This window comes from Haloglomus litoreum (assembly GCF_029338515.1).
GTDB lineage: Archaea > Halobacteriota > Halobacteria > Halobacteriales > Haloarculaceae > Haloglomus > Haloglomus litoreum.
This window is the reverse complement of record NZ_CP119988.1, coordinates 4,023,310-4,049,997: the sequence shown is the minus strand read 5'-3', so window position 1 is coordinate 4,049,997 and position 26,688 is coordinate 4,023,310. Positions and strand designations below refer to the sequence as shown.

The 26,688-nt window shown below is 71.8% G+C and carries 27 protein-coding genes; 9 read left to right on the top strand and 18 right to left on the bottom strand.

The annotated features are described in order from the left end of the window. Window positions 1–54 precede the first annotated feature (54 nt). Both P2T62_RS20250 and P2T62_RS20245 read left to right on the top strand, forming a co-directional pair. Entirely contained in the window at window positions 55–513 is a 459-nt protein-coding gene (locus P2T62_RS20250; protein WP_276258828.1) for a MaoC family dehydratase, read from the top strand. After that, window positions 510–791, top strand: coding sequence for a DUF8152 family protein (locus tag P2T62_RS20245; protein ID WP_276258827.1), 282 nt, complete (start codon window positions 510–512; stop codon window positions 789–791). Before P2T62_RS20250 ends, P2T62_RS20245 begins: the two co-directional genes overlap by 4 nt. Window positions 792–797: 6 nt before the next feature. On the opposite strand, the gene P2T62_RS20240 is transcribed toward P2T62_RS20245, so the two are convergent. The 8 genes from P2T62_RS20240 to P2T62_RS20205 all read right to left on the bottom strand — a co-directional run bounded on the left by P2T62_RS20240 (window position 798) and on the right by P2T62_RS20205 (window position 7,889). Then, window positions 798–1,136 (bottom strand): DUF7977 family protein, encoded by a 339-nt coding sequence (locus P2T62_RS20240; RefSeq protein WP_276258826.1) that lies wholly within the window; start codon window positions 1,134–1,136, stop codon window positions 798–800. A gap of 69 nt (window positions 1,137–1,205) precedes the next feature. Next, window positions 1,206–2,192: a magnesium/cobalt transporter CorA gene (gene corA, locus P2T62_RS20235; RefSeq protein ID WP_276258825.1), complete on the bottom strand. Its 987-nt coding sequence runs from the start codon at window positions 2,190–2,192 to the stop codon at window positions 1,206–1,208. After that, window positions 2,192–2,470, bottom strand: coding sequence for a hypothetical protein (locus P2T62_RS20230; RefSeq protein WP_276258824.1), 279 nt, complete (start codon window positions 2,468–2,470; stop codon window positions 2,192–2,194). The genes corA and P2T62_RS20230 overlap by 1 nt, the downstream gene beginning before the upstream one ends. Window positions 2,471–2,530: 60 nt before the next feature. After that, window positions 2,531–3,262 (bottom strand): DUF6517 family protein, encoded by a 732-nt coding sequence (locus P2T62_RS20225; RefSeq protein WP_276258823.1) that lies wholly within the window; start codon window positions 3,260–3,262, stop codon window positions 2,531–2,533. Between the two features lie 94 nt (window positions 3,263–3,356). Beyond that, window positions 3,357–4,856: a cysteine--tRNA ligase gene (gene cysS / locus P2T62_RS20220; protein ID WP_276258822.1), complete on the bottom strand. Its 1,500-nt coding sequence runs from the start codon at window positions 4,854–4,856 to the stop codon at window positions 3,357–3,359. A 73-nt stretch (window positions 4,857–4,929) separates the two neighbouring features. Then, window positions 4,930–5,418, bottom strand: coding sequence for a DUF7523 family protein (locus P2T62_RS20215; protein WP_276258821.1), 489 nt, complete (start codon window positions 5,416–5,418; stop codon window positions 4,930–4,932). Between the two features lie 749 nt (window positions 5,419–6,167). Continuing rightward, a complete protein-coding gene (locus P2T62_RS20210) occupies window positions 6,168–7,049 on the bottom strand; it encodes a ZIP family metal transporter (RefSeq protein WP_276258820.1) in 882 nt (293 codons plus the stop codon). 153 nt (window positions 7,050–7,202) lie between these two features. After that, window positions 7,203–7,889, bottom strand: coding sequence for an SDR family NAD(P)-dependent oxidoreductase (locus P2T62_RS20205; RefSeq protein WP_276258819.1), 687 nt, complete (start codon window positions 7,887–7,889; stop codon window positions 7,203–7,205). 150 nt (window positions 7,890–8,039) lie between these two features. On the opposite strand from P2T62_RS20205, the gene P2T62_RS20200 reads away from it, so the two are divergent. From P2T62_RS20200 to P2T62_RS20185, 4 genes are all read left to right on the top strand, one after another. Further along, window positions 8,040–9,689 carry a COG1361 family protein gene (locus P2T62_RS20200; RefSeq protein WP_276258818.1) on the top strand — a complete coding sequence of 550 codons (1,650 nt, stop codon included), beginning with the start codon at window positions 8,040–8,042 and terminating at the stop codon, window positions 9,687–9,689. Beyond that, window positions 9,686–10,456, top strand: coding sequence for an ABC transporter ATP-binding protein (locus P2T62_RS20195; protein WP_276258817.1), 771 nt, complete (start codon window positions 9,686–9,688; stop codon window positions 10,454–10,456). Before P2T62_RS20200 ends, P2T62_RS20195 begins: the two co-directional genes overlap by 4 nt. Next, window positions 10,446–11,633 (top strand): ABC transporter permease, encoded by a 1,188-nt coding sequence (locus P2T62_RS20190; protein ID WP_276258816.1) that lies wholly within the window; start codon window positions 10,446–10,448, stop codon window positions 11,631–11,633. Before P2T62_RS20195 ends, P2T62_RS20190 begins: the two co-directional genes overlap by 11 nt. 74 nt (window positions 11,634–11,707) lie before the next feature. Then, window positions 11,708–12,232 carry a type II toxin-antitoxin system RatA family toxin gene (locus P2T62_RS20185; RefSeq protein WP_276258815.1) on the top strand — a complete coding sequence of 175 codons (525 nt, stop codon included), beginning with the start codon at window positions 11,708–11,710 and terminating at the stop codon, window positions 12,230–12,232. Window positions 12,233–12,564: 332 nt separating this feature from the next. Here P2T62_RS20185 and P2T62_RS20180 read toward each other — a convergent pair whose 3' ends face one another. Then, window positions 12,565–13,014, bottom strand: a complete 450-nt coding sequence (locus P2T62_RS20180; RefSeq protein ID WP_276258814.1) for a pyridoxamine 5'-phosphate oxidase family protein — start codon at window positions 13,012–13,014, stop codon at window positions 12,565–12,567. A 291-nt stretch (window positions 13,015–13,305) separates the two neighbouring features. Between P2T62_RS20180 and P2T62_RS20175 the strand changes: the two genes are divergently transcribed. Next, window positions 13,306–13,464 carry a hypothetical protein gene (locus P2T62_RS20175; protein WP_276258813.1) on the top strand — a complete coding sequence of 53 codons (159 nt, stop codon included), beginning with the start codon at window positions 13,306–13,308 and terminating at the stop codon, window positions 13,462–13,464. Window position 13,465: 1 nt separating this feature from the next. On the opposite strand, the gene P2T62_RS20170 is transcribed toward P2T62_RS20175, so the two are convergent. The 4 genes from P2T62_RS20170 to P2T62_RS20155 form a co-directional block, all read right to left on the bottom strand. After that, window positions 13,466–13,705: a hypothetical protein gene (locus P2T62_RS20170; protein WP_276258812.1), complete on the bottom strand. Its 240-nt coding sequence runs from the start codon at window positions 13,703–13,705 to the stop codon at window positions 13,466–13,468. A 64-nt stretch (window positions 13,706–13,769) separates the two neighbouring features. Beyond that, entirely contained in the window at window positions 13,770–15,380 is a 1,611-nt protein-coding gene (locus tag P2T62_RS20165; protein ID WP_276258811.1) for a cobyric acid synthase, read from the bottom strand. Beyond that, the gene (locus tag P2T62_RS20160) at window positions 15,373–16,677 is read right to left on the bottom strand and encodes a cobyrinic acid a,c-diamide synthase (protein WP_276258810.1); all 1,305 of its coding nucleotides are present in this window, start codon (window positions 16,675–16,677) and stop codon (window positions 15,373–15,375) included. Before P2T62_RS20160 ends, P2T62_RS20165 begins: the two co-directional genes overlap by 8 nt. Beyond that, a complete protein-coding gene (locus tag P2T62_RS20155; protein WP_276258809.1) occupies window positions 16,677–17,732 on the bottom strand; it encodes a nicotinate-nucleotide--dimethylbenzimidazole phosphoribosyltransferase in 1,056 nt (351 codons plus the stop codon). The genes P2T62_RS20160 and P2T62_RS20155 overlap by 1 nt, the downstream gene beginning before the upstream one ends. A 231-nt stretch (window positions 17,733–17,963) precedes the next feature. Between P2T62_RS20155 and P2T62_RS20150 the strand changes: the two genes are divergently transcribed. Next, window positions 17,964–18,833: a DUF7839 domain-containing protein gene (locus P2T62_RS20150; protein ID WP_276258808.1), complete on the top strand. Its 870-nt coding sequence runs from the start codon at window positions 17,964–17,966 to the stop codon at window positions 18,831–18,833. 9 nt (window positions 18,834–18,842) lie between these two features. Here P2T62_RS20150 and P2T62_RS20145 read toward each other — a convergent pair whose 3' ends face one another. Further along, on the bottom strand, window positions 18,843–19,562 hold the full coding sequence (locus P2T62_RS20145; RefSeq protein ID WP_276258807.1) for a hypothetical protein: 720 nt from the start codon (window positions 19,560–19,562) through the stop codon (window positions 18,843–18,845). 618 nt (window positions 19,563–20,180) lie between these two features. After that, the gene (locus P2T62_RS20140; RefSeq protein ID WP_276258806.1) at window positions 20,181–20,894 is read right to left on the bottom strand and encodes a sterol carrier protein; all 714 of its coding nucleotides are present in this window, start codon (window positions 20,892–20,894) and stop codon (window positions 20,181–20,183) included. A gap of 135 nt (window positions 20,895–21,029) precedes the next feature. On the opposite strand from P2T62_RS20140, the gene fer reads away from it, so the two are divergent. Next, window positions 21,030–21,698, top strand: a complete 669-nt coding sequence (gene fer / locus P2T62_RS20135; RefSeq protein ID WP_276258805.1) for a ferredoxin Fer — start codon at window positions 21,030–21,032, stop codon at window positions 21,696–21,698. Window positions 21,699–21,745: 47 nt separating this feature from the next. Here the strand turns inward: fer and P2T62_RS20130 are convergent, their stop codons facing one another. Genes P2T62_RS20130 through P2T62_RS20120 form a run of 3 tightly spaced genes read right to left on the bottom strand, consistent with a single transcriptional unit; the run spans window position 21,746 to window position 26,567 of the window. Beyond that, complete coding sequence (locus P2T62_RS20130; RefSeq protein ID WP_276258804.1) at window positions 21,746–24,613, bottom strand: pentapeptide repeat-containing protein; 2,868 nt, start codon at window positions 24,611–24,613, stop codon at window positions 21,746–21,748. Further along, on the bottom strand, window positions 24,597–25,736 hold the full coding sequence (locus P2T62_RS20125) for a methyltransferase domain-containing protein (RefSeq protein ID WP_276258803.1): 1,140 nt from the start codon (window positions 25,734–25,736) through the stop codon (window positions 24,597–24,599). Before P2T62_RS20125 ends, P2T62_RS20130 begins: the two co-directional genes overlap by 17 nt. A gap of 60 nt (window positions 25,737–25,796) precedes the next feature. Further along, complete coding sequence (locus P2T62_RS20120) at window positions 25,797–26,567, bottom strand: ParA family protein (RefSeq protein ID WP_276258802.1); 771 nt, start codon at window positions 26,565–26,567, stop codon at window positions 25,797–25,799. Window positions 26,568–26,688 lie beyond the last annotated feature (121 nt).

The following is a 26,688-nucleotide window of genomic DNA, read 5'->3' as shown; positions in this document are numbered from 1 at the left end:
GACACGGGGTCATGGTGACGTGGGTTTACCATCTCGGCCGACGGAACGGGCGGTATGTACCAGTTCGAGGACATGGCGGTCGGCTGGGGTGAGACGTACGGGAGTCACGAGATGACCGAGGCGGGGATCGTCGCGTTCGCCGAGCAGTTCGACCCGCAGCCGATGCACACGGACCCCGAGGCGGCCGCCGACAGCCAGTACGGCGGGCTCATCGCGAGCGGCCTCCACACCATCGGCGTCGCCACCCGACTGATGGTCGAGAACTTCCTCAACGACTCCTCGAACCGCGGCGGCCTCGGCCTCACGGACCTGACCTGGCACCGGCCCGTCCGGCCGGGTGATGTCCTCCGGGTGCGACACGAGGTGGTCGAGCGCCGGGACTCCGACAGTCACCCAGACGCCGGCGTCGTCGTCCGCGACGTCGAGGTGCTGGCGAGCGACGGCGACGGGGACGACGAGACGGTGGTCTGCTCGTGGACGGTGGCCATCCTGATGGGGAAGCGCGAGTCGTGAGCGACGACGCCGACGCCCTCGACCGCGAGGCGCTCGAATCGCTCCACGAACACCTCGCGGCCACGGCCGAGCGGCCCGTCGAGCGCACCGCGAGCCGCTGGCTCGGGGAGGCCGAGGCCGTCGCCGCGGACGCCCGCCACATCGAGGACCCGGCGGTCGCGCGCGAGCGGCTCGGCGAGGTGGTCGACCTCCTCTCCAACGTCGAGGGAACGGGTGACGAGACCGCCGACGAGCACGTCCGGGCGGCGAAGCAGTTGGCGGCCGAACTCACCGAGTGACGCCGGTCAGGGGCGTGTCGTCGCCCACACCGCGAGCGCCCCGAGGACGAGCGCCGGCAGCAGCGGCAGGACGAGGAAGGCGTCCCGCAGCGAGAGGCCGAGCGAGGCGACGAATCCCTGCGCGCGCGGGAGGAAATAGAGCATGGCCGGGATGACGACGAACGCGAACAGGATGGCGACGACCAGCGTCCACCCGCGCCAGTCGAACTCGCGGGCGTCGCCGCGCGGGATGTCGCCGGGAGCCGTATCGCCCGTCGCGTCGGCCTCGGGGTCCGCCCCGTCGCCCGCGTCGGCGTCCTCGTGGAAGGCGGTCGGGTCGTGGACGTACCCGTCGTCGTCGCTCATGACTGGAGATTCGACGCCAGCCACCTGAACCTGCCGTGTCGCGGCGGCCGGCGGCCGCCCGATCCATCCTCACAGGTAGCCCTGCTCGTTGAAGTACAGCGCCAGCACGGCCGCGACGGCCGCCATCCCGAACAGCGCGGCGTGGTAGGCGTACGGCCACCCGAGTTCCGGCATCGTCTCGAAGTTCATCCCGAACAGTCCCGCGAAGAAGGTGAGCGGGAGGAAGATGACCGCGACGACCGTGAGCCGCTTCATCACCTCGTTGGTGGATTGGGAGAGCGTGTTGAGGTAGATGTCCCGCGAGCCCCGGACCAGTTCGCGGTAGGTCTCGACGAGGTCGACCACCTGCACGAGGTGGTCGGCGACGTCGCGGAAGTACTTCTCCGTCTCCGGGGCGACCTGGTCGGGGTCGCCCCGGGCCAGGACCCCGACGGCGTCGCGGGCGGGCCACGCCAGTTTCCGGAACGCCAGCAGCTCACGCCGGAGCCCGTTCACCCGCTCGAGCACCTCGATGTCCGTCGTGACGAGGACGAGTTCCTCCAGGTCCTCGATGCTGGCCTCGATGTCGTCCAGCACGTCGAAGTAGCCGTCGACGACCACGTCGAGGACGCGGTACGCGGTGAAGTCCGGGCCGCGCTGGAGCAGGCGCTCGTCCTCGCGGGCGACGGCCTGCCGGACCCGGTCGACGGAGGGCAGTCGCGCGGTCGACATCGTCACGACCCAGTCGTCGCCGAAGAAGACGCCGACGGGGTCGTCCCGGACGACCTCGTCGAACGCGGGCGTCTCCGCGTCGTCGCGCAGGAGTGCGGTCGCTTTCACCAGGCAGAACGTGTAGTTCTGGAACTCCTCGGCCTTCGGCTGGACGTTGTTCACGACGTCCTCGACGGCCAGGGCGTGGATGCCGAAGACCTCGGCGACGCGGTCGAACGTCTCGCGGTCGGTCTCGTGGGCCCGGACCCACGTCGTCCCGTCGGCGTCGCGGGCCGCGTCGAGCGAGGCGGCGGCGTCGAACTCCCGGACGCCGTGGTCCCGGTCGTAGACGACGGCATCCAGCATCAGCGGGCCTCCGCGCCGTCGTTCCCCTCGCTCGGCTCCGATGCCGTCTCGGCGGCTGCCGCCGCCTCCGATGCTGTCTCGGCGGCTGCCGCCGCCTCCGATGCTGTCGCGGTGATGTCGTGGTCGGCCGCGAGCCCGACGGCCAGCAGCGTCAACCCGACCATCATCCCCGGGAGCGTGATGGCCCGTCCGGGGTACGGTGCTACGGTCGCCACCGCGTACCCGGCCGTCGAAAGGAGGGTCAGCCCCCCGCCGGCCAGCGTGACGGTGTCGGCCATACCCCTCACGCAGGCGGCGGGAAGAAAAGCGTTGCCGCGCAGCCCTCGAGCGGCCGGGCCTCAGACGACGCCGTCGTCCGTGGAGGTGGCGGTCGGCGTCGCGCCGCCGTCGCTGCCACTGTCACCGCTCGTCGGGGTGGCGTCACCGCCGTCCGAGCCGCTATCGCTGCTGCCGGGGTGCTGGACGCCGTTCAGGAGCGTGTCGACGTTCTCCTGCTCGCCGTCGAGCTGCGTCGGGTAGACGGCGATGGCGATGACGAAGTCGTCGCCGCTCCGCGTCTGTGCGATGTGCATGAACACCTCGGTGTCGGTCCCCTGGGAGGTCCGGGCGTCGGCGCTGAACTTGCCGACGGTCACCTCGTCGCCGAGCATCGTCTCCGTCCGGTTCTCCTCGAACTGGACGTTGTCGATGGTGCCGTACTGGGCCTGGAGCCGGAGCGCCAGCTCCGTGTTGTTCAGGTTGGAGACCGGGTTGAACGGCCCCTGGCCGGCGACCTCGACGGCCGGCGTCGTGAAGACGCTGAACCGGGCGACCTCCTGGTCGCCGAACACCGGCAGGCTGGTCGAGCGCGAGTACTCGGTGAGCTGGTTGTTCACCTCGACCTCCTGTCCGGCGAAGCTCCGGGTGACGGTCGTCGTGTTCTCGTTCGTCAGCGAGTAGTCCGTCTCGGACTGGGCCGACTCGGAGACGGTCCCCCGCTCGGCGGTGAAGGTGGTCGCCCCCGAGAGGAACGAACAGCCGGCCGTGATGGTCAGTAGCACGAGCAACGCGGCGACAGCACGTCGTGTCATCGGCCGTCGATTCTCGATTGTCGGGGATAAGTCCGGTGGCATGGCCCCGTCAGCGTGCCGAACGGACGGTCAGCCTCTCCCTCGGTGTGGACGATCAGGGCAGGCGGAACTCGGGGCCGTTGTCGGTGTCCTGCACCTCGACGCCGAGCGCCTGCAGGTCGTCGCGGAGCTGGTCGGCGCGCTCGTAGTCGCCGGCCTCGCGGGCGTCCTCGCGGGCCGCGAGGACGAGTTCGACGAGGTCCTCGGCGAGTTGCACGTCGCCACCGCCGCCCGCATCGCCGAGTTCGAAACCCAGCACCTCCCCGCCGAGGGCCTCGAACGCCTCGACGGCGCGCCGGAGGCCGCGGTAGTCGTGTGGCTCCTCGGCGACGTGGCGGTTGACGGCGCCCACGAGGTCCAGCAGCGCGGTCAGCGCCTCGCGCGTGTTGAAGTCGTCGTCCATCGCGGCCGCGAAGTCGCCGCGCGTGTCGGCGACGGCCTCGCGGAGGGCCTCGTCCGTGACGCTCGCGCGGGCGGCCGTCGAGTCACAGCCGCCGACGGCGGCCTCGTAGCCCCGTTCGAGGCGCTCCCAGCGTTCGGCGGCCTCGTCCAGCGTCTCCGGGGAGAAGACGGCCTCCGTGTTGTACGCCGCCGAGAGCGCCCACATCCGCGCGACGTTCGGCCCACGCTCGCGGACGAGCCCCGACACCGTCGAGAAGTTCCCCAGCGACGAGGACATCTTCTCGCTCTCGTCCTCGCCCGACTCGACCTGGACGAGGGCGGTGTGGAGCCAGTAGCGCGCGAACGTCTGTCCCGTCGCGGCCTCGCTCTGGGCGATCTCGTTCTCGTGGTGCGGGAAGACGAGGTCGCGCCCGCCGACGTGGATGTCGATGGTGTCGTCGAGGTGGGTCGTCGACATCGCCGAGCACTCGATGTGCCAGCCGGGGCGACCCTCGCCCCACGGTGAGTCCCAGGTCTGGGCGCACTCGGCGGCCTCCTCGGCGGGCGCGGCCTCGTCGTGGCGGTGTTCGGCGATGTCGTCGGGCCCGACGCCGCCGGCCTTCCAGAGTGCGAAGTCCGCCGGGTTGCGCTTCTCTGAGCGCTCGTCGGGGTCGCCCTGCGACTCCAGTTCCTCGAGCGTCTGGTTCGAGAGGGCGCCGTACTCCTCGAAGGTGGTCACGTCGAAGTAGACCGACCCGTTCGACTCGTAGGCGTGGCCCGACTCGACCAGCCGCTCGACCATCGCGACGATCTGCTCGATGTGCTCGGAGACGCGCGGGTACACCTTCGCCCGCTTCAGGTTGAGCGAGCGCATGTCCGCGATGAGGTCGGCGATGTAGTGGTCCGCGACATCGGCCTCGTCGTCGCCGGCCTCGCCGACGCGGGCGACGATCTTCTCGTTCACGTCGGTGAAGTTCTCCACGTGGCGCACGTCGTAGCCCCGGTGTTCGAGCCACCGGTGCATCACGTCGACGTGGAGCCACGAGCGCGCGTGACCCATGTGCGCGGGGTCGGAGGTCGTCAGGCCGCAGTAGTAGAGCAGGACCTCGTCCTCGTCGCGCGGCTCGAAGACCTCCGTCTCCCCCGATAGCGTGTTCGTCACGCGGAGCGTCATGGGCGGGCGTAGCCGGGGTCGGGATTTCAACGATGCGGTCGCCGTGGACCGTCGGCGTCGCTCGCGCGCCGGGTTACAGCGTCTCTTCGACCACGCGCAGCGCCGTCGGGCCGTCGCGCCGCGGAACCACGACGACCACCGTCTCGTCGGTCGCGCCGGCCGCGTGCACGTCGATGTCGTCGATGCGGAGGCGGTCGAGGACGGCCGCCAGCTGCGTCGGGTCGTGGTCGCCGGTCGCGACGATGGCCGTGTCGTCGCCGCCCGTCGGCGCGAGGATGGTCCCGCCGACCGCGAGGACGGCGTCGCCCCGGTCGTCCGTGGGGCCGACGCCCGAGCGCATCTCCACGCGGGCGCTCGTCCCGGCGGTGGTGGGCTCGTACTCCCCGAGTTCGTCCGCGTAGCGCCGGAGCGCGGCGGCGACGGCCTCGTGGTCCTCGTCGCTCCCGTCGCCCACGTCGAGGTAGCGCGCCGCCGCGGTGTAGTTGACCACGCCCGCCTGGAGCGCGGCGTGGAGGAACGGCCGCGCGTCGACGGCCTCGCGCGTGTCGGCTGCCAGCGTCATACTACGGGTGGCTCGCGGGAGTCTCGTCAACGTGTTGGTGGGGGCAGAACACTCTTGATGACGAACGTGGGGACGAATGAGACGGTGGAGTCGGATGAGACTCTCTCGACGGCTCGGATGTGTGACACGACGGTGATGGGGCTGGATAGAAAGCCCCCGGCCGCTCGACTGTCCGGGGCTCGCTGCGGTCCTCGGCCTCGCTTCGCTCGGCCTGCGGTCCTTACGTCGCCCGGGACAGGTCGAGCGGCCGGCCCCTTTCAGTCCCGCCCTGTTGCCCGTTCCACCGAGCGTTCGCGCGTGGTGGTTCCGGCCGAGCAGGGTGCCCCCACACCTCCCCGCGCGGGCGCCGGGAGCGGTTCACCCCCTCGGCCGAAGGCCTCGGGGTTCACCGCGGGTGGCGCCCGCGCGCTTCCTGGTCCCGGAACCGGCCGGCCGACCAACCGCCACCCGGCCGGGAGCGCGTGCCGAGGGCCGGACGGCCCGAGTGCCGCGCGACGCGGGGAAGGGCAGGGGCACCGCGAGCTTCGGCAACCGATACGGGTGGGAATGGAAGGGGCCGCGGGCTCGACCGTTCCCGGGCGAAGCAAGGACCGCAGGGTGAGCGAAGCGAACCCGAGGACCGCAGCGAGCCCCGGAACGTCGAGCCCGCGGGGGCTTCCTGGTTGTCCTCTGCCGTGTCAGTTGGGGTATAAGAAATCAATGCGGGAAATTATCTAATAACATCAAAATTATACGGGATATATTCAATATTACGCGATAACGAGCCACGCACCGAAGACGGCCAGCGCGCCCAGCGCCGTGCTCCCGACGGCGTGCAGTCGGAGTCGGTCCAGCAGGTGGTGGGCCTCGCCGTCCATGTCCCCCAGTTCCGCGACCTGCCCGACCTCCCCGCCGAGTTCGCACTCGGGCAGGAAGTCCATCGCGAGGTGGAGGAAGATGCCGGCGGCGAAGCCGAACACCGCCGCACTCACGTTCGCCGACAGCGGCGGCTGGATGGCGGCGACCGGAATCGCGGCGAGGGCGACGCCCGCCGCCGGGAGGAGCAGCAGCGAGATGCGCTGCCCCTCGTGGCGCAGGCGGCGGGCCGCGGCGTAGCCCGCCGGCCCCTTGTGCGAGACGATGGCCAGTCCCAGCAGGAGGCCGGGGTCCGGAAGCGCGGCGTAGATGACGCCGATGATGAGGCCCGCGGCCAGCGAGTGTGCGGTGAGCTCGACGGCCGAGGAGTTCACGCCGTCGATGTGCGCGAGGCGGTGGCTGGCGGTGTGGGAGGCGTAGCCCGCCAGCAGCCCCGCGGCGACGCCGAAGCCGCCGATCTGCCCGCCGAGGCCGAACGCCTGCGGCAGGAGGAAGACGGCGGCGGAGGTGACCATCGCACCCGCGGCGAGACCGTAGCCCCACACCAGGCCGAACGCGTCGCGGGTCCGGGCGGCCCGATTACCGAGGAGCGCGGCGCCGGCCATCGCGACGAACGCGACCCAGCCGATGATGAGGAGCTTCCACAGTTCCGCGGTGACCGCCAGCGCGGAGACCGCGAGCAGCCCCACGACCGCCGCGGCGCCGACCGCCGACACCCCGCCGAGGCCGCCCACCGCCGTCGATTCGTCACCGTCCGTCCGGGTCTCCGCGCTCATGTTGATAACAACTCTTGGCGCTCCGTTAATAGAACTATCGGAACGAGGCCTCTTGAGTTAATAATACGGGCGAGCGCTGCTGCTAGCGGCTGTGGACGAGGGGAGGGTGGGACTCTGCGCGGCGTGCTACGGGGGCGCCTCAGCGCGTCGGCCTCACCGCGTCGCCTGCTTCCACGCCCGCAGGTCCAGGACGCCGCCGTTCAGATCCTCGGCCGGCGCCTCGGTCGCGGCCCAGTGGAACAGGTCGGCCACCTCCGCCGGGTCGCGGCCGGGTCCCTCGCCCGTGAGCTCCGTCGAGACCTGTCCGGGGTCGACGACGCCGACGGGGGTGTCGAGGTCGGTGGCGAACTGGCGGGCGATGGCCTCCGCCAGCGCCTTCGAGACCGCGTAGCTCCCGAAGCCGGGTTTGGCGTCCCGGGCGATGCTCCCCGAGGGGACCAGCACCCGCGCGTCGTCGGCGAGGTGGGGGACGGACTCCCGGACCGTGGCGAAGACGCCCCGGCCGTTCGTCCGGATGTGCTCGTCGAACGCGGCGTACGACTCGTCGGCGAGCGGCGTCTCCCCGGGGTCGCCGTGGTAGACGCCGGCGTTCGCGACCACGAGGTCGATGGGGCCCCCCTCGCGGGCGGCGGTCTCGGTGAAGCGCTCGATGTCGAACTCGTCGCGCACGTCGGCGCGCTGGGTCGTCGCCTCGCCGCCAGCCTCCACGACGTCGGCGGCCACCGCGTGGAGCGGCTCCTCGTCGCGGGCACACAGCGCGACGTGAGCCCCGTCCTCGCCGAACCGACGGGCGACGGCGGCGCCGATGCCACGGCTGGCTCCCGTGATGAGTACGTTCATATCGTGCGGCACGGGCGGATGGGGGATGGTCGTTGTCCCCGCGGCAGTCCGGACCGCGGGTCGGCTCCACGCGCACGTGCAGTCGGTCGAACGCGCCGACACCCCCACGCGAACCCTTTTGCGCGTCCGACCCCTAGGCGTGACAATCGAATGCGCCGCCCGCCCGCGATTTCGCTCCCCCGTGCGGGGCTCGTCCTGCTGGTCGCCCTCCTGATACTGGCACCCGTGGCGCCCCTGCTGGGCACGGCCGCCGCCGTCCCCGATGCCCGATTGCAGTTCTCGGACGTGGCGGTCTCGCCGGACGCCCCGACGACGGGCGAGCCCGTCACCGTCTCCGCGACCGTCCAGCTCTCGGCCGGCAGCGCCGCCACCGCCGAGGTCGAGCGCGTCCTCCTGCGCGACGACTCGACCACGCTCGCCCGCGCGGTGGGCCCGGGGTCGCTCTCGCAGGGCGACAGCCTCACGGTCGACCTCGTCACCTCGTTCGCCGAGCGCGGGCAGAAGGACCTCACCCTCGTCGCCGTCACGAACTCCTCGACCGCCAACGAGACCGTCCGCGTCGAGCGCCCGGTGACGCTGGTGGTCCGAGAGGCGCCGCCGGAGCTGGACGTGACCGTTCCCGATCCGGTGGCGGGCGTCGAGAGCCGCGTCACCGTCGCGGTGTCGAACCCCAGTGCGAACGCTGTCAGCGACATCGAGGTGACCATCGAGGGCCCGCGTGCGGTCCGTAAGCGCGCCGTCGTCCCGACGCTGGCGGCGGGTGCGACGACCGACGTCAACCTCTCGATGCGGCCCGAGCGGGGCGAGGGGGCCCTCGTCGTCGCGGCGGCCTACACCACGTCGACCGGCGAGCGCGACGTGACCCGCCGCCGCGTCACGGTGAACGCGCCGCCGCTCCGCGAGGACGTGGGCGTCGCCGTCTCACGGGTCCCGCCGCCGGAGGAGGGCGGTGGGAACGCCGACATCGCGTCGCTACTCGGCGGCGCGGCCGGCCTCGGCGGTGGTGGCGGTGGTGGCGGCGCGCTGCAGGACGAGGGCGCCGGCGAGGACTCCTCCGAGCGCGTGCAGGTCGCGGTGACGAACTTCGGCAACGTGCCGGTGGAGAACGTCGTCGTCCGGCCGCGTGCGGGCGACCAGCGGCTGCCCCGCGGGTTCGTCGGGCGCCTCGCCCCCGGCGAGACCGGGTCCGTCGAGGTCGACCTCTCGGGTGTCGAGGGCTCGGCGACGGTCGTCGCGGTGGCGAACTACACCGTCGCGGGGACGGGTCCCGCGGGCTCCCGCGACGCCGACGTGCGCGACGCCGACGCCCGTGCCCGCCAGGGTCGCGCCCGCGGGACCTTCGAGTTCCGCCGGCCGGCCGGCGACATCCGCGTGACGGACGTCTCGCTCGCCTTCGACGACGACGGGACCCTCCGCATCAGCGGCAACGCCGGCAACATCGGCACCGCCCCGGTCGACGGCGTGGTCGTGCGGATGGGGCGCAACGAGTTCGTCGAGCCCGCGTACCCTGGCCGGACCTACTTCGTGGGGACCGTCGACGGGAGCGAGTTCGCGCCCTTCGAACTCACGGCGGACGTGGACGCCGAGAACGCCACCGAACTCCCCGTCCAGGTGACGTACGTCGTCGACGGCGAGGAGCGCACCCGGGCGGCGACGCTCCCGTTCGACGAGGACCTCGACCCGCCCGCCCGCAACCGCGGCGGCCTGCTCTCGCTCGGCGTCGCGCCGCTGGCCGGCCTCGGCGTCGCCGTGGCGCTGCTGGTCGTCGGGGCACCCCTCGTCTACCTCCGCCGGCGATGACGGGGGACCGGCTGAGCGGGACGGAACCGCCCGATTCCGCCGGGGGGAGCGATGTTGACACCACGGGCGGCGCGGACGCCACGCTCGCGGGCGACACCGACACGCCGCTCGAACTCCGGGACGTCGTGAAGGCGTACGACTCCGGCGCCGAGACCGTCCGGGCGCTGAAGGGCGTCGACTTCGCCGTCGAGCGCGGCGAGTTCGTCTCCGTCATCGGGCCTTCCGGGTCCGGCAAGTCGACGATGCTGAACATGCTGGGGCTGCTCGACACGCCCACCTCGGGCGAGGTCCTGCTCGACGGGGTCGACGCCGCGACCTACGACGACGCCGAGCGCACGGACGCCCGCCGCGAGTACATCGGCTTCGTCTTCCAGCAGTTCTACCTCATCGACGCGCTCACCGCGGTCGAGAACGTCACGCTGCCGACCGTCTACCAGCGCGACCCCGCGGCCGAGGGCCGGGCGGTCGACCTGCTGCAGCGGGTCGGGCTGGGTGACCGGCTCGACCACCGGCCCACGCAGCTCTCGGGCGGGCAGAAACAGCGCGTCGCCATCGCCCGCTCGCTCATCAACGAACCCGCGGTCGTCCTCGCGGACGAGCCGACGGGGAACCTCGACCAGGAGACGGGCACCACCATCCTCGAGGAGTTCGCGCAGGTGTGCGAGGAGGGGGTCGCCGTCGTCACCGTCACCCACGACCCGCTGGTCAACGAGTTCGCCGACCGCGTCGTCGAGCTCGTCGACGGGGTGATACGGGATGTCCGGTAGCGACCCGTCGCCCGGCGGGGACGAGGCCACCGCGAGCGGACTCGGCCTCCTCGAGCGCTTCCCCTCGGTGCTGATGGCCCGGCGGAACCTCTCGCGCAACCGCCTCCGCTCCGGGCTGGCCGCGCTGGGTATCGTCATCGGCGTGCTGGCCATCGCGACCCTGGGTATCTTCGGCAACGTCCTCCAGCTGTCGGCGACGAACGAGCTGGGCGGCATCGGCAACCAGGTCATCGTCAGCCCCAACGAGGACGCCGGCCGCGAGGCCCTCTCGCCGCGGGACGTGGCGGCGATCGAGCGCATCGCGGAGGGCCGGGGGACGTCGGTCCCGCTGGTGACCAACGGCGCCGTCATCAACGGTCCGGGCGGGCAGACGTTCGCCCAGCTGTACGGGCTCGACCGCCCACGGGCGCTGTTCGAGGCCCGGTCGGGGCGGCTGCCGGAGTTCCACCGCCAGGGCGCGCTGGTCGGCTCGTCGGTCGCCGGCCGGCTCGGCCTCCAGCCCGGGAGCGCCGTCGAGATCGAGGGCCAGCGCTTCCGCGTCATCGCCGTCCTCGCCGAGACCGACGACATCACGCCCATCCAGCCGTCGAACGCCGTCGTCCTGCCCCGCGACGCGTTCGCCCAGGACGCCCCCAGCCAGGTCGTCGTCCAGGCCGACTCCGGCGAGGACGCCTCCTACGTCGCCCGCGAGGTCCGCGAGCGGCTCAACGCCCGGGAGCGCCGGGTCAGCGTCTTCGAACTCTCCAGCATCCTCGACCGCATCAACGAGTTCTTCGGCCTCCTCAACGGCTTCCTCATCGCCCTGGGCGCCGTCTCACTGGTCGTCGCCGGCGTCGCCATCTTCAACGTGATGCTGATGTCCACGACGGAGCGACGCGGCGAGATCGGCGTCCTCCGCGCGGTCGGGGTCCAGAAGGGCGACGTGCTCCGGACGCTCGTGGTCGAGGCGACGCTGCTCGGCGTCCTCGGCGGGATCGGCGGCGTCCTCCTCACCTGCGTCGCCGTCGGCGCGCTCTACGCGTTCAGCTCCATCGGCCTGGACGTCGTTCTCGCCCCGAGCAACGGCGTCTACCTCGCCGTCGCGTTCGCGTTCGGCGTCTTCATCAGCCTCGTGTCGGGACTCTACCCGGCCTACCGGGCGGCCAACGAGGAGCCCGTCGACGCGCTCCGGGACTGACAGCGTCGTTCCCGGACTTCGGCGTCGGGTGCCCCGGGGGCCACCGTTATGCGGCTGCCGCCCGTGGGTTCGGTGTGGACGGCCTCGACGTCAGCGCGGTGCTCTACGCTCCGCCCGAGGAACTGTACGACTTCGTCACCGGGATGCGCGGCTACGCGAAGTACTCGCCCCATCTCGACGCGGTCCGTCAGTACGGCGACGGCGGGCCCGGGACCGACTACGAGATCGTCGTCTCGTGGTGGCGGCTCTCCTACACCTCCCACACGACCGTCACGGACACGGACCCGCCCGAACGGGTCGACTGGCGGACGACGCAGGGCCTGAAGGCGCGTGGCTTCTGGCGTATCGAGCCGCTCCCCGAGGCCGAGACGCCACCCGACCGCGAACACGCGACCCGGGTCCGGCTCCGCATCCAGTTCGATCCGGACACGCTCGGGTCGGTCCCGCTCGCGGGCTGGACCCTGGACCGCCTGTTCGACCGCATCAAGCCGCTCGTGGTGCGCGAGGCCGAGGACATCGTGGCGGGAATCGCCCGGGACATCGAGGGGGAACCGCGGGACGTCGACCTGGATATCCATCGGAGCCCCGAGAGCGTCTGAGCCGCGGCTACGCGACCTGTCGAAAGGGAGAGAGAGGCGCCGGCGTCGAAGCGCGATGTGGTGGTGGTGGGATGGTGGGGACGTATGTCCGGACCGGGAACCGGTCCGGACGTACATGGCAGCGGGTGTGCCTCCACGCCGGCAGCGCGTCTTAATAGACCTATTAGGATATTCATTTCGCCGTGCATGCCGGGGGCGTATAAGTCGTGTCAGATGCTCCGGGAAGGGACCGTAGCGGGACGGTATCCCGAAGACGGCGCTCGACCGTCCGGAACGCCTCCTCGCTGGCCGGTACCGTCGGGCGGGGGCACGGTGACGGCCGGCCGGTGCGCTCAGTCCGTGGCGTCGCGCATCCGCTCGGTGAAGTCCCAGGTGTAGAGCCGGGTCGGGTCGATGCGGATGCGGACCTCGTCCCGGTCGTCGGCCAGCAGCCGGTCGGCGAGGCTGTTGTCCGTGCCGCCGAGATAGCGGTCGAACAGCGCCCGGAGCAGGGACTTGTCCGTATCCGGCTCGACGGTCGCCGTGCCGGCACCGCGGACGCCGCGGTAGGGCGGCTCGTTGGTCGACACCTCGAAGGCGACGCCGTCGTCGTGGTCGAGGTACCGCACCACGTCGGCATCGGCACCGGTGGCACACCAGAGCGCGCCGTCCCACGGGAGGAACCACAGCGAGAGCATCCAGAGTCCCCCCCTCGGCGTTCGACAGGCGACGCGGACCGGGACCGCCGTGTCGGCCAGGAACGACGCCGTCTCCGCCTCCGTCCAGCTGCCGGTGACGTTCACACCTGCGGTACGGCCACCGGCCGGAACTAGCTTCCGGCGGCTGTCCGGGTCACGTGCCCACCGGGCCCCACCTGCCGCAGCCCCACCCGTCGGGGTCCGCCCGGCCTGCCGGTCACGAGGGATATAGAGCGGCCCGTACCCCACATAGCAACGGTTCTCTTCCGGGTGGTTCCAGGCCGAGTATGGTCTCCGAACAGGACCTCCGGCGCATCGCGACGTTCGTCGACGGTGACGGGCGGCGGGACTCGGCCGTGCCGACCGTGGACTCCGGCCCCGTACGGGGGGTCGCGGATGACTGACGTGCCCACGCGGGCGGCCGAACCGCTCGCGGCGCTCGCGGGTGCCGACTGTGGCTGGTGTGGTTCGACGGCGCTCCGGCGCGGGACGTACAAGGGCGACCGGGCGATGGTGTGTGGCGACTGTGGGACGCCGGCGTTGCGGCTGTTCTGAGCTACCGGACGTCGCGCCGCCCGTCCTGGGACCAGGGGACGTAGTCGTAGAGCCAGTAGCCGAGCACCAGCAGGAGGAACAGCGCGACCGACGCCATGGCGCCAACGTCCCCGGCGAAGTCGGGCGTCCGCCCCGCCCACAGGAGCCCGACCCGGATGGCTCCGCCCCCGAGCCACGCCACCGCCGCCAGCACGACCACCATCAGCAGGGTGACGACCCAGCTCCGGTCCTCGCGTCGCATACCGGGGGTGGCGGGCCCGTGGGTTAAAACCTGCCGCCGTCGGCGCTCCTCGCGACAGCCGGCCTCACTCGCCACCCCTGGTATCGTCGAGTAGCGGGCCGACGGACGGCACCGCCGACAGGTCGAGCCACTCGCGGACGAGCCCGGCAGCAGCGTCCAGTGGGGTCCGGTCGGTCGCTGCCGGTGGCCTCTCGGCGTCGAACAGTGGTGCCACCAGCCCCCGCCGCGCCGCCGGCGTCTCGAACAGCCCGTGGCAGTAGGTCCCCAGCACGGTCCCGCGGACGGCACTCGCCGGCCCCACGGGCCGCGCGATGGCCCCGGTAGCGACCGTCTCCCCGGCGTGGATCTCGTACCCCGCGACGGTCGCGCCCGCCGCGTCGGCCAGCGGCCCGTCGTCGCCGAGCGTGTGCTCGACCCGTGCGACGCGCTTCTCGGGGGCGAACCGGGTGACGACCGGGAGGAGTCCGAACCCCTCGATGTGGCCCGTGGCGCGTGTGCTCTCGTGCTCGACGCGCTCGAGCCGCTCGCCGAGCAGCTGGTAGCCGCCACAGATACCGACAATGGGCCCGTCGAACGCCCGCAGCTCGGCACCGAGGCCCGCCTCGCGGCAGGCCAGCAGGTCGTCGACGGCGTTCTTCGTCCCCGGGAGGAGGATGGCGTCGGCGTCGGCGAACGAGGCGTCCGGCGGCCGGAACCCGACCCTGACGCCCGGGAGCCGGGCGAGGGGGTCGACGTCGGTCGCGTTCGAGAGCCGGGGCAGGCGGACCACCGCGACGGTCACCGCCGCGGTGTCGGGGACGCCGTCGTCGCCCCCCCGGACCGCCTGCTCGCCCCGTGCGGGCAGCGAGAGGCTGTCCTCGTCGGGCAGCCCGGGGTCCTCGTGTGGGAGGACGCCCAGCACGGGGACGCCCGTGCGCGCCTCGAACTCGTCGAGGCCGGGGGCCAGCAGCGAGCGGTCGCCCCGGAACTTGTTGACGACGGCGCCGACGACCTGCTCGCGGATGTCGTCCGGGAGCAACTCGAGCGTCCCGACGAGCGAGGCGAAGACGCCGCCGCGCTCGATATCCGCCACGAGGAGCACGTCGGCGTCGGTCGCGCGGGCGGTCTCGACGTTCGCCAGGTCGCGGTCGTGGAGGTTGATCTCCGCGATGCTCCCGGCACCCTCGGCGACGACCACGTCGTGCGCGGCCGCGAGGCGGCGGTGGGCCGCGACCGCCGCCTCGCGGGCACGCTCCCAGTGGTCGTCGTAGTAGTCCCCCGCGCCGTAGTGCCCGACGGCGACCCCGTTCACGACGACCTGGCTCTCGCCGTCGCCACGGGGCTTCAGCAGGACGGGGTTCAGGTCCGTGGTCGGCGCGACGCGCGCGGCCCGGGCCTGCGTGTGCTGCGAGACGCCGATCTCGCCCCACGCGCCGCCCCCGCGTTCGGTCCCCTCGCCAGCGCCGTCGGCCCCTCCAGACTCCCGCGCGGCCCCACCCTGGACCGCCTCGGGGCGGAGCGCGACGTGGGCGTTGTTGCTCATGTTCTGGGCCTTGAACGGCGCGACGTCGACGCCGGCGTCGGCGAGCACCCGACAGAGCCCGGCGACCACCGTGGACTTCCCGACGTGGCTGGCCGTCCCCGCGACGAGGAGCGTCGGCGCTCGCGGGTCGCCGCCGTCGGATCGGTCAGCCATCCAGCACCTCCACGAACCGGTCGAACGCGCCGCTCGCCGCGTGGACGTGGGCGTACGTCCCGAGCGTGCGGTACTCGGTCAGGCCGTCGTGGTCGCCGTCGATGCCGTCACCCCGGCGGACGTCGAACGCGAAGCGGGCGTCCCGGGCGGGGGTCGCCTCGGAGTAGTGGAACTCGTGGCCGCGCAGCGTCCCCCCGGCGTCGGCGGTGAGCGTCCGGTCGCGGGCCGCGAGTTCGACGTGGTCGAGGGCCCGGTACCGGTCGCGCATCCCGATCTCCGCGGGGAGGACGCCGGCCATCGCGTGCGTGCCGTCGTCGGTCGTCAGCGACTCGGCCAGCGCCATCAGGCCGCCGCACTCGCCCAGCACGGGCAGGCCGTCGGCCGCGCGGGCGCCGAGGGCATCGAGGGTGCCCCCGTCGGCGAGCGCGGCCGCGTGCAGTTCGGGGTAGCCGCCGGGGAGGTAGACGCCATCGCAGTCGGGTACGGGGTCGCCGGCGACCGGCGAGAACGTCGTCACGGTCGCCCGCTCGCGCAGGCGCTCACGGGTCGCGGGATAGCAGAACCGGAACGCCGCGTCCCGTGCGACCGCCACGCGCGCGCCGGTCCGTTCGCGTTCCCGGCCCGGGTCCTCGGGTCGGCCGGCCTCCCGCGCGGCGTCGAGCAGGCGGTCCGCCCGGACGCCCTCGGCGGCCGTGGCGAGCGCCTCGTCGGGGAGCGGTGCCTCGTCGCCGAGGTGGAGGCCGAGGTGGCGCTCGGGGATCTCCAGGGCCGGGTCCGGTGGGATCCGGCCGAACCACGCCAGTCCGTCGGGGAGCGCCTCGCGGATGCCGTCCGCGTGGCGGCCGCCGTGGGCCTGCTGGGCGAGGACGCCGACCACGTCGATGTCCTGGCCCGCGTGGGTCGCGTACTCGCGGAAGCCCAGGGCCGTCGCCGCGACGCTCTCCATCCCGGCCGCCGCGTCCACCACGAGGACGACCGGCAGGTCGAGCGCCGCGGCCACGTCGGCCGTCGAGGAGACGCTCCCGTCGTACAGTCCCATCACGCCCTCCACGACGCGGAGGTCGCCGCCGTCGCGGTCGAAGTTCCGGCGGATACCCGCGGTCCCCTCGAGCCACGGGTCCAGCGTCCGGGACGGGTGGCCGGTGACGGCGCGGTGGTGGCTCGGGTCGATGAAGTCCGGGCCGGCCTTGCCCGCGCGCACGTCGACGCCCGCGTCCGCGAGGGCGCGGCAGACCGCGAGCGTGGCGACCGTCTTGCCGACGCCCGAGGCGGTGCCGCCGAGGACGAGGCCGCGCATCAGTCCCTCACCGTGTCCGTCCCCGACCCCGTCGCAGGCGGGCGGTCGGTGTCGGCCAGCAGCCGGTCGTAGACCGCCCGGACCTGGTCGCGGACGGCGCCCATCCCGACGCCCGCGTCGGCCGCGAGCGCCAGCGCGCCACCCATCCCGACCCCCTCCTTCGCCTCGCCGGCGGCGTACGCCCGCATAGCCGGGTGGTCGTGCCCGTCGAACGAGGGGTCGGTGACGCGCACGTCGGCGTCGGCGGCGGCGGCCAGCGCCCGGAAGGCGGCGCTCCCGTCGCGCGCGACGAACGCCGTGGTGGCGACGGTCAGCGGCGCGTCGACACCGGCCCGCCGGGCGAGCAGGGCGGCGGTCGCCTGCTGGGTCCCGCCCGCGAGCGTCACGTCGGCGCCTGCCTCGGTCGCGCCCTGCACGAGCCCGAGCGTCGCGGCCAGCGTCGGGTCGCCCATCGCCCGCACCGCGGCGACGGGGTCGTCGGCGTGCGTGCCGCGCTCGATGCCGCTGGCCGCCAGCCCCGCCTCGACCACCCGCCGTTTCAACTCGAGCGGGTTCGACGCCAGCGAGGAGGAGACGGGGGCCGCCTCGCCCAGCGCGGCGAGGGTTCCGAACGCCGTCGTCGTACCGCCGGGGACGGTCTCGGCGAGCCACAGGCGAGAGGGCTCGGCCGCCGAGTCCGCGAGCGCCCGCCCGTGCTCGCGGGCTCGTGCGACGACTGCGGCCGCGTCGGGGACGGCCACGGGCTCCCGGATGTCGGCGCCGGGGTCGTCGGCGACGGTCGTCGTCTCGGCGTCCGTCGGGGCGGCCAGCCCGGCGTCGACGACGGCGGTGTCGAACGGGCGGCATTCCCGGACCGCCCGCGTGACGACCGCGGGCGTCGGGCAGCCCGACGGACTCACGGGGACGACGGGGGCGCCGGTCGGTTCGCCGTGGACGAGTATCTCGGCGTCAGCGCTGGGCGTGTGGGCCATCAGCGCCGGGTCGGCGCCGGCGGCGCTGATGCCGTCGATGCGTGCGGTGGCGGTACCGCCGGCGACGAGGACGAACCGCGTCATCGGCCACCCGTGGCTCCGGTCGGCTCTCGACTCACTGTCCCTCCCTTCGGACAATCGGACTTGAACCCGTCGCCCGCCGGTGGTGGGTGGGGCCCGCCAGTACAACCGGACCCGTCACGTCGACAGCGGGAGTTGCACTACGGCAACCCTGGCTGTACTCCTCGTCGACGAACGCCCGACTCCGGCGTTCCGCTCCAAAGCTACTTGCGTTGGGCGGGCGGACTGGCTGGCATGAGTGGTGACGAGGGCGGCGACGAGGCCGCAGCCGGGAACGGTGAGGGGGCCCCCGGCGAGGACTTGGGCGCCGGCGACCGGACCGGCGTGTTGCGGAGCAAGCGCGACGCGACCCGCTACCAGATCCTCGTGGAGATCGCCCAGCGCCAGCCGGCGGTCAGCCAGCAGGAGGTCGCCGACGAGATCGGCGTCACGGCCCAGGCCGTCAGCGACTACCTCCAGGGGCTCGTCGCGGAGGGGTACGTCCAGAAGCACGGCCGCGGACGCTACGAGGTGACCAACGAGGGCGTCGACTGGCTGATGAGCCGGACCGAGGCGCTGCGCGACTACGTCAGCCACGTCTCCGAGGACGTCCTGGGGCGGGTGGACGTGGACACGGCCATCGCGACAGCCGATATCGCGGAGGGCCAGCCCGTCTCGCTGTCGATGCGCGACGGCGTCCTCCGGGCGACACCCGGGGGCGCCGGCGGCGCCACCGGCGTCGCGGTCACGAGCGCCGAAGCGGACGAGGACGTCGGCGTCACGGATTTCGAGGGACTGGTGGACTACGAGTGGGGCGAGGTCCGTGTCGTGAGCGTCCCGCGCGTCCACGAGGGTGGGAGCCGGGCGGTCGACGCCGACGCGCTCGCCGAGCGGGCCGGCGAGACCGACCTGCTCGCGGTCGCCGGCGGCGAGGCGCTCGCGGCCGTCTCGCGGGTCGATCTCGACCCGGACATCCGCTTTGGCGTCCCCGCCGCGGTCACGGAGGCCGCCCACCGCGGGCTGGACGTGCTGGTCGTCGCCAGCGTGACGGAGCTGTCGGCGCTCACCGACGCGCTGCGCGAGGGCGACCTCGGCTACGACGTCGTCGACGGCGAGACGCTGTAACTCGACTGCTCACCCCAGGTCCGACCGGAGCGCGGCCAGCACCGTCCGGGCCTGGTCGAGCCCGTTCTGGACGAGCGCCGTCGTGAAGTTCTCCTCGGCGCTGTCGATGGCTGCCTCGAGGGCTTCCGCCGCGTTCTCGTCGAGGCCAGGCCCGTGGCCCGACAGGACCCGCTCGGGTTCGAGGCCCCGGAGCGCCGTCGGTGGGTGGCGTCGCCGCATCGTCATCACGCCCAGCGGCTCGTCACCGACCCGCATGTACTCGGCCGTGCCGACGCACTCGCTCACCCGGAGCGTCTCGCCGTTCCAGAGCGCGTACTCGTACCAGGGCGCGCCCAGTGCCGTCCCGGTCGCGACCTCGACGAACTCGTAGTCGCCCAGTCGCTCCCCGACGGCGATGCGCTCGATGGGCACGGCCAGGTCGGGCGTCGCGTCCTCGGGCACGTCCGCGCCCACGTACACCGGCACCTCGTGGCGCCGCGCGAACAGGCCAGCGTCCCGGGTGTGGTGGTTCGACAGCAGGACGACGCCCGCGACCTCACCGAACTCGGCGATCAGGTCGTCGACTCCCGGGGCGTCCAGGGGGTCCACGAGGTAGACGCCCTCGTCGGTCGCGAGCGCCGTGCTGGCGCGCTCCATCGTCTCGTCCGGGTGGACGAGCCACTCCACGCCCCCGTCCCACCGGAGCCCCTCCTCGTACCCCGCCGGCGGGTCCGTCACCTTGGCTGGCATGAGAGGGGGCTGGGGACCGCCCCACCTAACGGTACGGGTCGATCCGGTGGGACTGTGTCTGTAGCGATTCGTTCGACGATGATGGGGGGGACGACAGCGACAGTGATGAGCTATTGAAAGCCCCCGCGGGCTCGGGATGGTTCGAAAATCGGAGATCTTCGTCATCACGAGAGAGCGGAGCTCTCTCGAACGACCCCGCGGCTCGCTGCGCTCCTCGCGGTCCGGTCATGCGGCGGCCTCCCTTCGGTCGGCCGCCGTTCCGGGCGTCCGCTGCGGTGCTTGCATCGCCGGGGGGCCGCCGAGCCCGCGGCCCCTTTCAGTCCCACCCGATTCGGCGGTCCAGGATCGCTTCGCACCGTGCTGGCTCGGTGCGGACGCTCCGTGGAACAGCCAATCCCGGACGGTCGAGCGGCCAGGAGCTTCCAACCCGTTCGTTCCAGTCACAGAGCCCCTCGAACCAATCGATACAGCCAGCCCCGGCCCCTATCGACTACCCTGGTCCGCGATCCGGCACCGGACCGGCGGAAGGTACCGGGACAGATATCTCTCTAGGTTGGATTATTTCAGAATAATGCGGAATTTAATCGTTCTCGTCGTCGGATTCCTGCTGGAACGGGTTCAGAAAGGGCTGAACGTCCTCGTGACGAGGCTGGCCTGTCGCTCGGCGAGGCGGCCGAGGATGACCGGCTGGCGGACGGCCTCGTCGAGCACGAGTTCGCCCGGGCTGGCGGCGTCACCGGGGAAGAGGTGGGTCGTCTCCACGTCGGCCGCGACATCCCCCACCAGCTGGAGGACCGAACCGTACCGGACCAGCCGGACCTTGTTCCCCTCGATGGCGAGGTCGCCGTTCAGCCAGGCCGAGGCGACCGGCCGGCCGTCGACGATGCGCCGCCAGGTCTGGTAGGGGCCCTTCACCACGTACCCCACGTCGCGCGAGCCCGGGTCCGCGAGGACCTCCGTCCCGGTGCACTCGCCGCCCTCGAGTCCCACGTACGCGTAGATGGTGCCGTCGTGGACCTTCGTCTCGATCTGGTAGAGCAGGTCCTGCACGTTCGCCGGCAGCGACGGCCGCAGCGTCTCCCCGAACCGCTCGGGGGCCTCGGCCAGCGTCACGTCGCTGATCCCCTCCTGGATGTCGGCGGGGAGGTCCGCCAGCACCTCGTCCGGGAGGTCACCCAGCGTGGTGTCCGCCAGCGGCACGTCGTCGATGACGAGCAGCACGTCACCGTTGAATCCGACACCCCACCCCGACGCGATGTCGTCGAGGGCCCGGCTCTCGTCGAGCGCGCGCCCGTAGGCCTCCAACCACTGCTCCGTGGGATACAGACTCATGCCAACTACTCACAGCGATGCCACTGAAACATATAAACGGACCGGTCCAGTCCGGCGTTTCATCCGTCGGGACCGGCCACGGTGGCGGTTACCGAGAGAAGCAGGTTTTACCGGCGTGACTCCCTACGTGCCGGTGTGGCATCTCCGTTCGATGTGCTCGGGGTCGACCCGGACGCCGACGAGGAGACCATCGAGCAGGCCTACCGCGAGCGCGTCTTCGAGGCGCACCCGGACCACGGCGGCTCCGCCCGGGAGTTCCAGCGGGTCCGCCGGGCCTACGAGCGCATCGAGAACGGCTACGACCCCGCGACGAACGGTGCCGACCTCACCCCGGCCGACGAGCCCGACGCCGACCCGGAGCCCGAACCCGAGGAGGTCGGCGTCACCGTCGAGTACCTCGATTACCAGGCGCTGGCCGACCAGGGCTGGGAGCTGACCGACGCCGACCTCTTCGAGAAGGCCGCCGCCGCGGACCTCGAGGCCCCCGACTACGGCGAGTTCGTCGCCGAGCCCGGGACCCCGCTGCTGGAGGCGGCCGAGGCAGCCGGCCACGCCTGGCCCTTCGCCTGCCGCGGCGGCGCCTGCACCAACTGCGCCGTCGCCATCATCGACGGCGAGATGCCGATGCACTCCAGCCACATCCTCCCGAAGGAGTGGATCGAGCGGGGCGTCCGCCTCTCCTGTGTCTCCGCGCCCGTCTCCGACGAGATGCAGGTCGTCTTCAACGTCAAGCACCTGCCGGGACTGGAGGAACTGCTGCTGCCGGCGAGCCGGTTCGACCAGGCGCGCTCCAGTAGCGATTGAGGTCCGGTCCGTTCCCGACGGCCGGGCCGGCGGGGACCGGCCCGCGCTCAGCGGTCGATGGACCGCGTGAGGGTGATGACGAAGAGCGCGATGACGAACGCCCCGAGGAACCCCTCCACCGCGGTGAAGAACCGGACCAGGATGGAGCCGGTCGTCTGGATGCCGACCACCAGCTGGATGAACCCCTGGAAGCTGTAGGTGACGTAGTCGAACGAGTTCGACCCCGGCGGGAGCGCGTCGATGGCGCGGTAGACGAACGCGAACGCGAGGACGATGAGCAGCGACGTGGCGACGACGTTGCCCGGCCGCTCCCCGTAGCCGACGGTGAGCCCGAGGGTCGTGTTCGCGAGCCAGTCCCAGCCGATCCGCACCTGTGACCGGAACGACTCGTAGGTCGTCCGACCCTTCCCCCGGTCCCGGTCCCAGAACCGGTGCCCGTGAGCCCGCCGCCGGAAGCGCAGTTCCTTCTGGAAGAACTGCGAGACGGCGTCCGGATCGCCCTGCTGGTCCGCGCCGAGCTTCGCCCGCATGTACGTCGTCTCGAGCTCGTTCGGGTCGATTCCGTCCTCGTCGGGTCCCTCGGTGACGAGCCGGTAGTAGCGCCGCACCAGGTCGCGCAGCCGCCGCGGGGAGGCCGTCTCGTCACCGTGGGTGGTGTGGATCTGCCACCCGGTGTTGTTCAGCTCCTGCTTGATGTTGTCCCGGCTGAAGTCGAAGCCGTCGAAGTCGGTGTTCTTGAACACGAAGTGCTCGAGCAGTGCCCCCTCCCCCTCTCCCAGGGCGATCTCGATGTCGCCGATGGTCGCCCCCTCGAAGCCGTAGACGGTGTCCTGTGGGCCGATCTCGAACACGCCGTCGGTGACGGTGGCGTTGCTCAGATCGACCAGCGTCTCGCCCGATTCAACCTTGCGGAACTCCACGACGACCCCCTCGGCCCGGAGCCGACGCAGGTCGACCGCCTCGGTCCACAGTTCGGCGCCGTTGAACACGGTCTTCCCGCCCAGCCGGGCGTGGGACATGTCGAACGTCTCGCCCGCGACGGTCAGCTCCGAGAGGTCGGCCTCCGTCGTCTCGAACTCCGCGTGGTGGAACGTCGCGTCGCCGTCGACGGTCATCCCCGCGAAGCTGACCTGGTCGCCGCCGAACGTCGTGAGCTCCCAGTCCGTGCTCCCGCCGAACTCGCTCCCGCCGAAGTCGACCTCGCCACCCCGCCAGACGCTCCCCGTGCAGTCGGCCACCGTCGTCGCCGACGGAAGGGTCTCGCCGACCGTCGCCCGGCTGAAGTCGATCCCGTTGCCGGTGAACGTCGCCTGCCGGAGGTTGAGCTCGTCCTCGACGGTCAGGTCCGCGAAATCGATGTCGCCGCCGGAGACGTCGAACACCGAGCCCTCGAGGTCGAGCGCTCCCCGCACGGTGAGGCCGCCGAAGCTGGCCTCGCCGCCGGCGAACGACAGCCGCTTGAACGCCGCCTCGCCGTCGATGGTCGCGCCCGCGAAGCTCAGCTTGTTGCCCCCGAACGACACCTCCTCGCAGTCCATCCGCCGCCCGTCGACCTGGATCCCCGCGAACGTGACCGCCCCCTGCGAGAACTCGGCGCTGTTCAGGTAGAACGCGCCCGTGACGGTCAGCCCGTCGAAGCTGCTCCCGTCGCCCCGGAACTCGGCGTTGGTCAGGACGAAGTCCCCCTCGATGGTCGTCTCGTCGAAGTCACTCCCGTCGCCCCGGAACTCCGCCCCACGCATCCGGAGGTCACCGGCGATGCCCGCGTCGATCGCCCGGAAGCCGCCCTGGAACTCGGCGTCCTTGAACTGCACCTTCCAGGTCACGTCGTCGCCGGAGTCGCCGTCGCCGTCGCCGGACAGGAGCGCCTCCAGCGAGCCGCCGCCGTCGTTGCTCACCGTACCGAACTCGCAGTCGTCGAACGAGGCCTGCCCGCCGAACCGGCAGCCCCGGAACTTGACCGCGGCCTGGCGTCGCATATCGCTGGCGTTCCGCAGCGAGAACGTCGCGTCGCTGCAGGTCACGCCGCCGTCGAACTCGGTGCCGTTGAACCGCACGGGGTCCACGTCCGGGTCCGTGTTCCCCAGCGCGAGCTCGAACTCGGCGTCCTCGAAGCTGCAGCCCCGCTCGAACGAGCAGTCCTGGAACCGGAGCCTGGTCGCGGTGACCGTCGCCGCCCGGAACGAGGCCTGCTCCTCGAACACGGAGCCGTCGAACGAGAGGCTGTCGCAGTCCAGCGTCGCCCGGTCGAACGAGACCGTCCGGCGGAACCGCGCGTCCTCCGCCGAGCAGGACTCGATCGTCCCCCCGTCGAGCAGCAGCCGCTCGTCGATGACCGCGTCGTCGAGGCTCAGGTCCTCGATGTGGGCGTACTGCAGCTGTATCGGCCGGTTCGACGTCGACTCCAGCGTCCGGTAGGAGAACGACAGCTCCCGGAAGCGACCGCCGGCGAAGCACTTCCCCCGGCCGGCCCCGTCCTCGGTCTCGTCGCCGATGCGCTCCAGGAGCGCGCGCCGGATCTCCGCCGGCTCGATACCGAGCTCGGCACACCGCTCCGGTGCGAGGTGGAACTCGCAGTACGGCTCGTCCTCGTGGGACTCGTGGGGGCAGGTCTCGGGGAGGCCGGCGGCCTGCCGGGCCTCGTCCGCCTTGATGAGCCGGTTGGCCGTCCGGTCGGACACGGCCTCCCTGTCGGCCCCCTCGCGCTCGAACAGCGACGCCGCGTCGTAGGTCCCGAGGTCGAGCCGGCGCTTGATGACGTCGCTCTCGGCGACGAGCGTCTCGAAGTCGGCCGCCAGCGTCTCCGCCCACTCGGTGAGCGCCCCCGCCTCGGCGTCGTACAGCGCGAGGTAGCGACAGCCGCTCGTCGATTCTCCCCCGGCGTCCCCGCTCGCCCCGTCAGTGGTCCGTGACATCGTACAGGATGTTGTTCAGCCCGCCGCCGAGCTGGTAGGACACCTCGATGGTGACCTCGTCGCCGGGCTCGACGTGGATGTCCTCGTCGAACGGGAGGTTCAGCGGCGCGTCCAGCCACGGGCTCGCCCCCGTGTAGTCGAGCCCCTCGCCGAACTGGACGTCCGTGTTGAGCTGCACCCCGTTGACCAGCCCCGCCTCGGTGGCCGTCATGGTGACCTTCTGCTCGACCAGCTCCGCGTTCTTCTCGTCGAAGCGGACCTCGTGGTACACCGTCTCCTCGGAGCGACGCTCGCTCTCCCTGGCACCGTACTCCTCGAAGTGCGGCAGCCGGAACTCGCCGCCGTGGAACTCGTAGTCGGAGTTCACCAGCCGGGCCGAGGTCTTCGCCGCCGTCGGGATGACCGTCCCGCCGTCAGCGAGGAGCTGCTCGACGGCGTAGTTCATCACCGGCACCTGCAGCTCGGCGGCGAGGGCGGTGTCGAGCATCTCGCACATGACGACGTCGACCTCCTCCGGGAGGTCGACCTCCCGGGCGTCCCCGCGGACGTACGTCACGTTCTCGATGCCCTGCTCGGCCATGATCTCGCGGCCCTTCTCGTACACCTCGCGGTCCATCTCGACCGCGTAGACGGTCTCGGCCCGCTCGGCGGCCAGGTAGGAGAGCACTCCCACCCCGGCCCCGAGGTCGGCCACCACGTCGCCGGCGGCGACGTGCTCGTCGATGGCCTCCTTGATCGCCGAGAGCCGCTGCTCGTCGCTCAGCAGGTTGTACTGGTAGACCAGCGGGATGACCGGCCCCGAGGGGAACTCCTCGGTCTGCCACCGGCTCTTGACGTAGTAGTACTTCTCCCCGGCCTCGTACTCGATGCCGAGGTACCCCTGGAGCCGGAGCTCGCCGAGGTGGCGCTTCACCTTCGGCTTCGGGAGGTCCGTCTCGGCGGCGACCTCCGACAGCGTGATCTCCCCCCGCTTGTACACCGTCACCAGCACCCTGTCGAGCGGCGCGTCCAGGACGGTGGACTCGTCGAGCACCTTCAGCGGTGTCGGGCCGGCCGTCCCCTCGCCGGTATCGACCTCCTTGGTGTAGTACTCCGACAGTGAGTCGTAGTCGTTGTCTGCCATGCTAGCTGGGTGGACTGCGGTCGGTCGCCGTTCGCCCGAGACGCTTCGACGCCCGGCGCATCATATCCGTTCGAGCCGTGAGGCCAGCCTCCGGTACTGCTCCGCGATGAGTTCGTCCGGGTGGGTCAGCGTCACGATCTCCTCGCCACCCCGCAGGATCTGGGACGTGTTGATGATGTGGTACTCGGAGACGCCGTACAGCTCCGTCTGGACCCACTCCCTGATGTCGTCCTCTGGAACCGCCGTGGGGACGTTGCTGGCGACGCTCATCACGTGGTCGAGCGAGACGCCGATGTCCTTGATCCAGTCGGCCAGCCGGTCGGTCCCGGTCTTGTGCTGGTGGGTCCAGCGGTGGAAGGCGAGGAACAGGTCCGCCTTGTCGAACACCGGGATCATGTGGTTGCTGAGGCCCGAGCGGGAGTCGAGCAGCAGGTAGTCCAGGTCACGCCGGCGCTGGAAGTCGTCCCGGAGCTCCAGGGCCCGCTTCATCATCTCCAGCGGGTTGTCGTCGCCCGGCGACTCGACGGCCCCGGAGATGAGCAACAGCTCCCCCTCCGGGGGCTCGTCCAGCTGCGATCCCACGTCGATGATGTACTCCTCGATGTCGCTGTCGTCCCCGTTGAGGTGGTCGTGAACGGTCTTCGCGTTCAGGTGGGCCACCCCGATGTTCGGGAAGATCATGTGGAGCCCGGGAGCCGCCAGGTCCAGGTCGATACAGCCGACCGTCGCCCCCCGTTCGGCCAGTGCGTGCGCCACGTTCGCCAGCGACGTGCTGCGCCCCGTACCCCCCTTGAAGGAGTAGAATGAGACGATGTCCGTCGACGTCGACATGGACGCTGGTTGCGATGGGTGTGACTAAAGCGTATGGGTCGCTGAACCACGCTACGGCGCGACGTCTGGCCCGGGCTGCGTGACGGGGTCGGTTCGTGCGCACCGACGCCGCGGTCGGGGT

What these genes read in the sequence shown, in the direction of transcription:
- P2T62_RS20240 (WP_276258826.1), bottom strand. Translation starts at nt 1,136, where the DNA reads ATGAGCGACGACGACGGGTACGTCCACGACCCGACCGCCTTCCACGAG.
- P2T62_RS20195 (WP_276258817.1), top strand. Translation starts at nt 9,686, where the DNA reads ATGACGGGGGACCGGCTGAGCGGGACGGAACCGCCCGATTCCGCCGGG.
- P2T62_RS20130 (WP_276258804.1), bottom strand. Translation starts at nt 24,613, where the DNA reads ATGTCACGGACCACTGACGGGGCGAGCGGGGACGCCGGGGGAGAATCG.
- P2T62_RS20120 (WP_276258802.1), bottom strand. Translation starts at nt 26,567, where the DNA reads ATGTCGACGTCGACGGACATCGTCTCATTCTACTCCTTCAAGGGGGGT.
- P2T62_RS20150 (WP_276258808.1), top strand. Translation starts at nt 17,964, where the DNA reads ATGAGTGGTGACGAGGGCGGCGACGAGGCCGCAGCCGGGAACGGTGAG.
- P2T62_RS20200 (WP_276258818.1), top strand. Translation starts at nt 8,040, where the DNA reads ATGCGCCGCCCGCCCGCGATTTCGCTCCCCCGTGCGGGGCTCGTCCTG.
- P2T62_RS20145 (WP_276258807.1), bottom strand. Translation starts at nt 19,562, where the DNA reads ATGCCAGCCAAGGTGACGGACCCGCCGGCGGGGTACGAGGAGGGGCTC.
- P2T62_RS20205 (WP_276258819.1), bottom strand. Translation starts at nt 7,889, where the DNA reads ATGAACGTACTCATCACGGGAGCCAGCCGTGGCATCGGCGCCGCCGTC.
- P2T62_RS20230 (WP_276258824.1), bottom strand. Translation starts at nt 2,470, where the DNA reads ATGGCCGACACCGTCACGCTGGCCGGCGGGGGGCTGACCCTCCTTTCG.
- P2T62_RS20210 (WP_276258820.1), bottom strand. Translation starts at nt 7,049, where the DNA reads ATGAGCGCGGAGACCCGGACGGACGGTGACGAATCGACGGCGGTGGGC.
- P2T62_RS20190 (WP_276258816.1), top strand. Translation starts at nt 10,446, where the DNA reads ATGTCCGGTAGCGACCCGTCGCCCGGCGGGGACGAGGCCACCGCGAGC.
- P2T62_RS20140 (WP_276258806.1), bottom strand. Translation starts at nt 20,894, where the DNA reads ATGAGTCTGTATCCCACGGAGCAGTGGTTGGAGGCCTACGGGCGCGCG.
- P2T62_RS20155 (WP_276258809.1), bottom strand. Translation starts at nt 17,732, where the DNA reads ATGACGCGGTTCGTCCTCGTCGCCGGCGGTACCGCCACCGCACGCATC.
- P2T62_RS20225 (WP_276258823.1), bottom strand. Translation starts at nt 3,262, where the DNA reads ATGACACGACGTGCTGTCGCCGCGTTGCTCGTGCTACTGACCATCACG.
- P2T62_RS20215 (WP_276258821.1), bottom strand. Translation starts at nt 5,418, where the DNA reads ATGACGCTGGCAGCCGACACGCGCGAGGCCGTCGACGCGCGGCCGTTC.
- corA (WP_276258825.1), bottom strand. Translation starts at nt 2,192, where the DNA reads ATGCTGGATGCCGTCGTCTACGACCGGGACCACGGCGTCCGGGAGTTC.
- P2T62_RS20125 (WP_276258803.1), bottom strand. Translation starts at nt 25,736, where the DNA reads ATGGCAGACAACGACTACGACTCACTGTCGGAGTACTACACCAAGGAG.
- P2T62_RS20165 (WP_276258811.1), bottom strand. Translation starts at nt 15,380, where the DNA reads ATGGCTGACCGATCCGACGGCGGCGACCCGCGAGCGCCGACGCTCCTC.
- P2T62_RS20250 (WP_276258828.1), top strand. Translation starts at nt 55, where the DNA reads ATGTACCAGTTCGAGGACATGGCGGTCGGCTGGGGTGAGACGTACGGG.
- cysS (WP_276258822.1), bottom strand. Translation starts at nt 4,856, where the DNA reads ATGACGCTCCGCGTGACGAACACGCTATCGGGGGAGACGGAGGTCTTC.
- P2T62_RS20170 (WP_276258812.1), bottom strand. Translation starts at nt 13,705, where the DNA reads ATGCGACGCGAGGACCGGAGCTGGGTCGTCACCCTGCTGATGGTGGTC.
- P2T62_RS20175 (WP_276258813.1), top strand. Translation starts at nt 13,306, where the DNA reads ATGACTGACGTGCCCACGCGGGCGGCCGAACCGCTCGCGGCGCTCGCG.
- P2T62_RS20160 (WP_276258810.1), bottom strand. Translation starts at nt 16,677, where the DNA reads ATGCGCGGCCTCGTCCTCGGCGGCACCGCCTCGGGCGTCGGCAAGACG.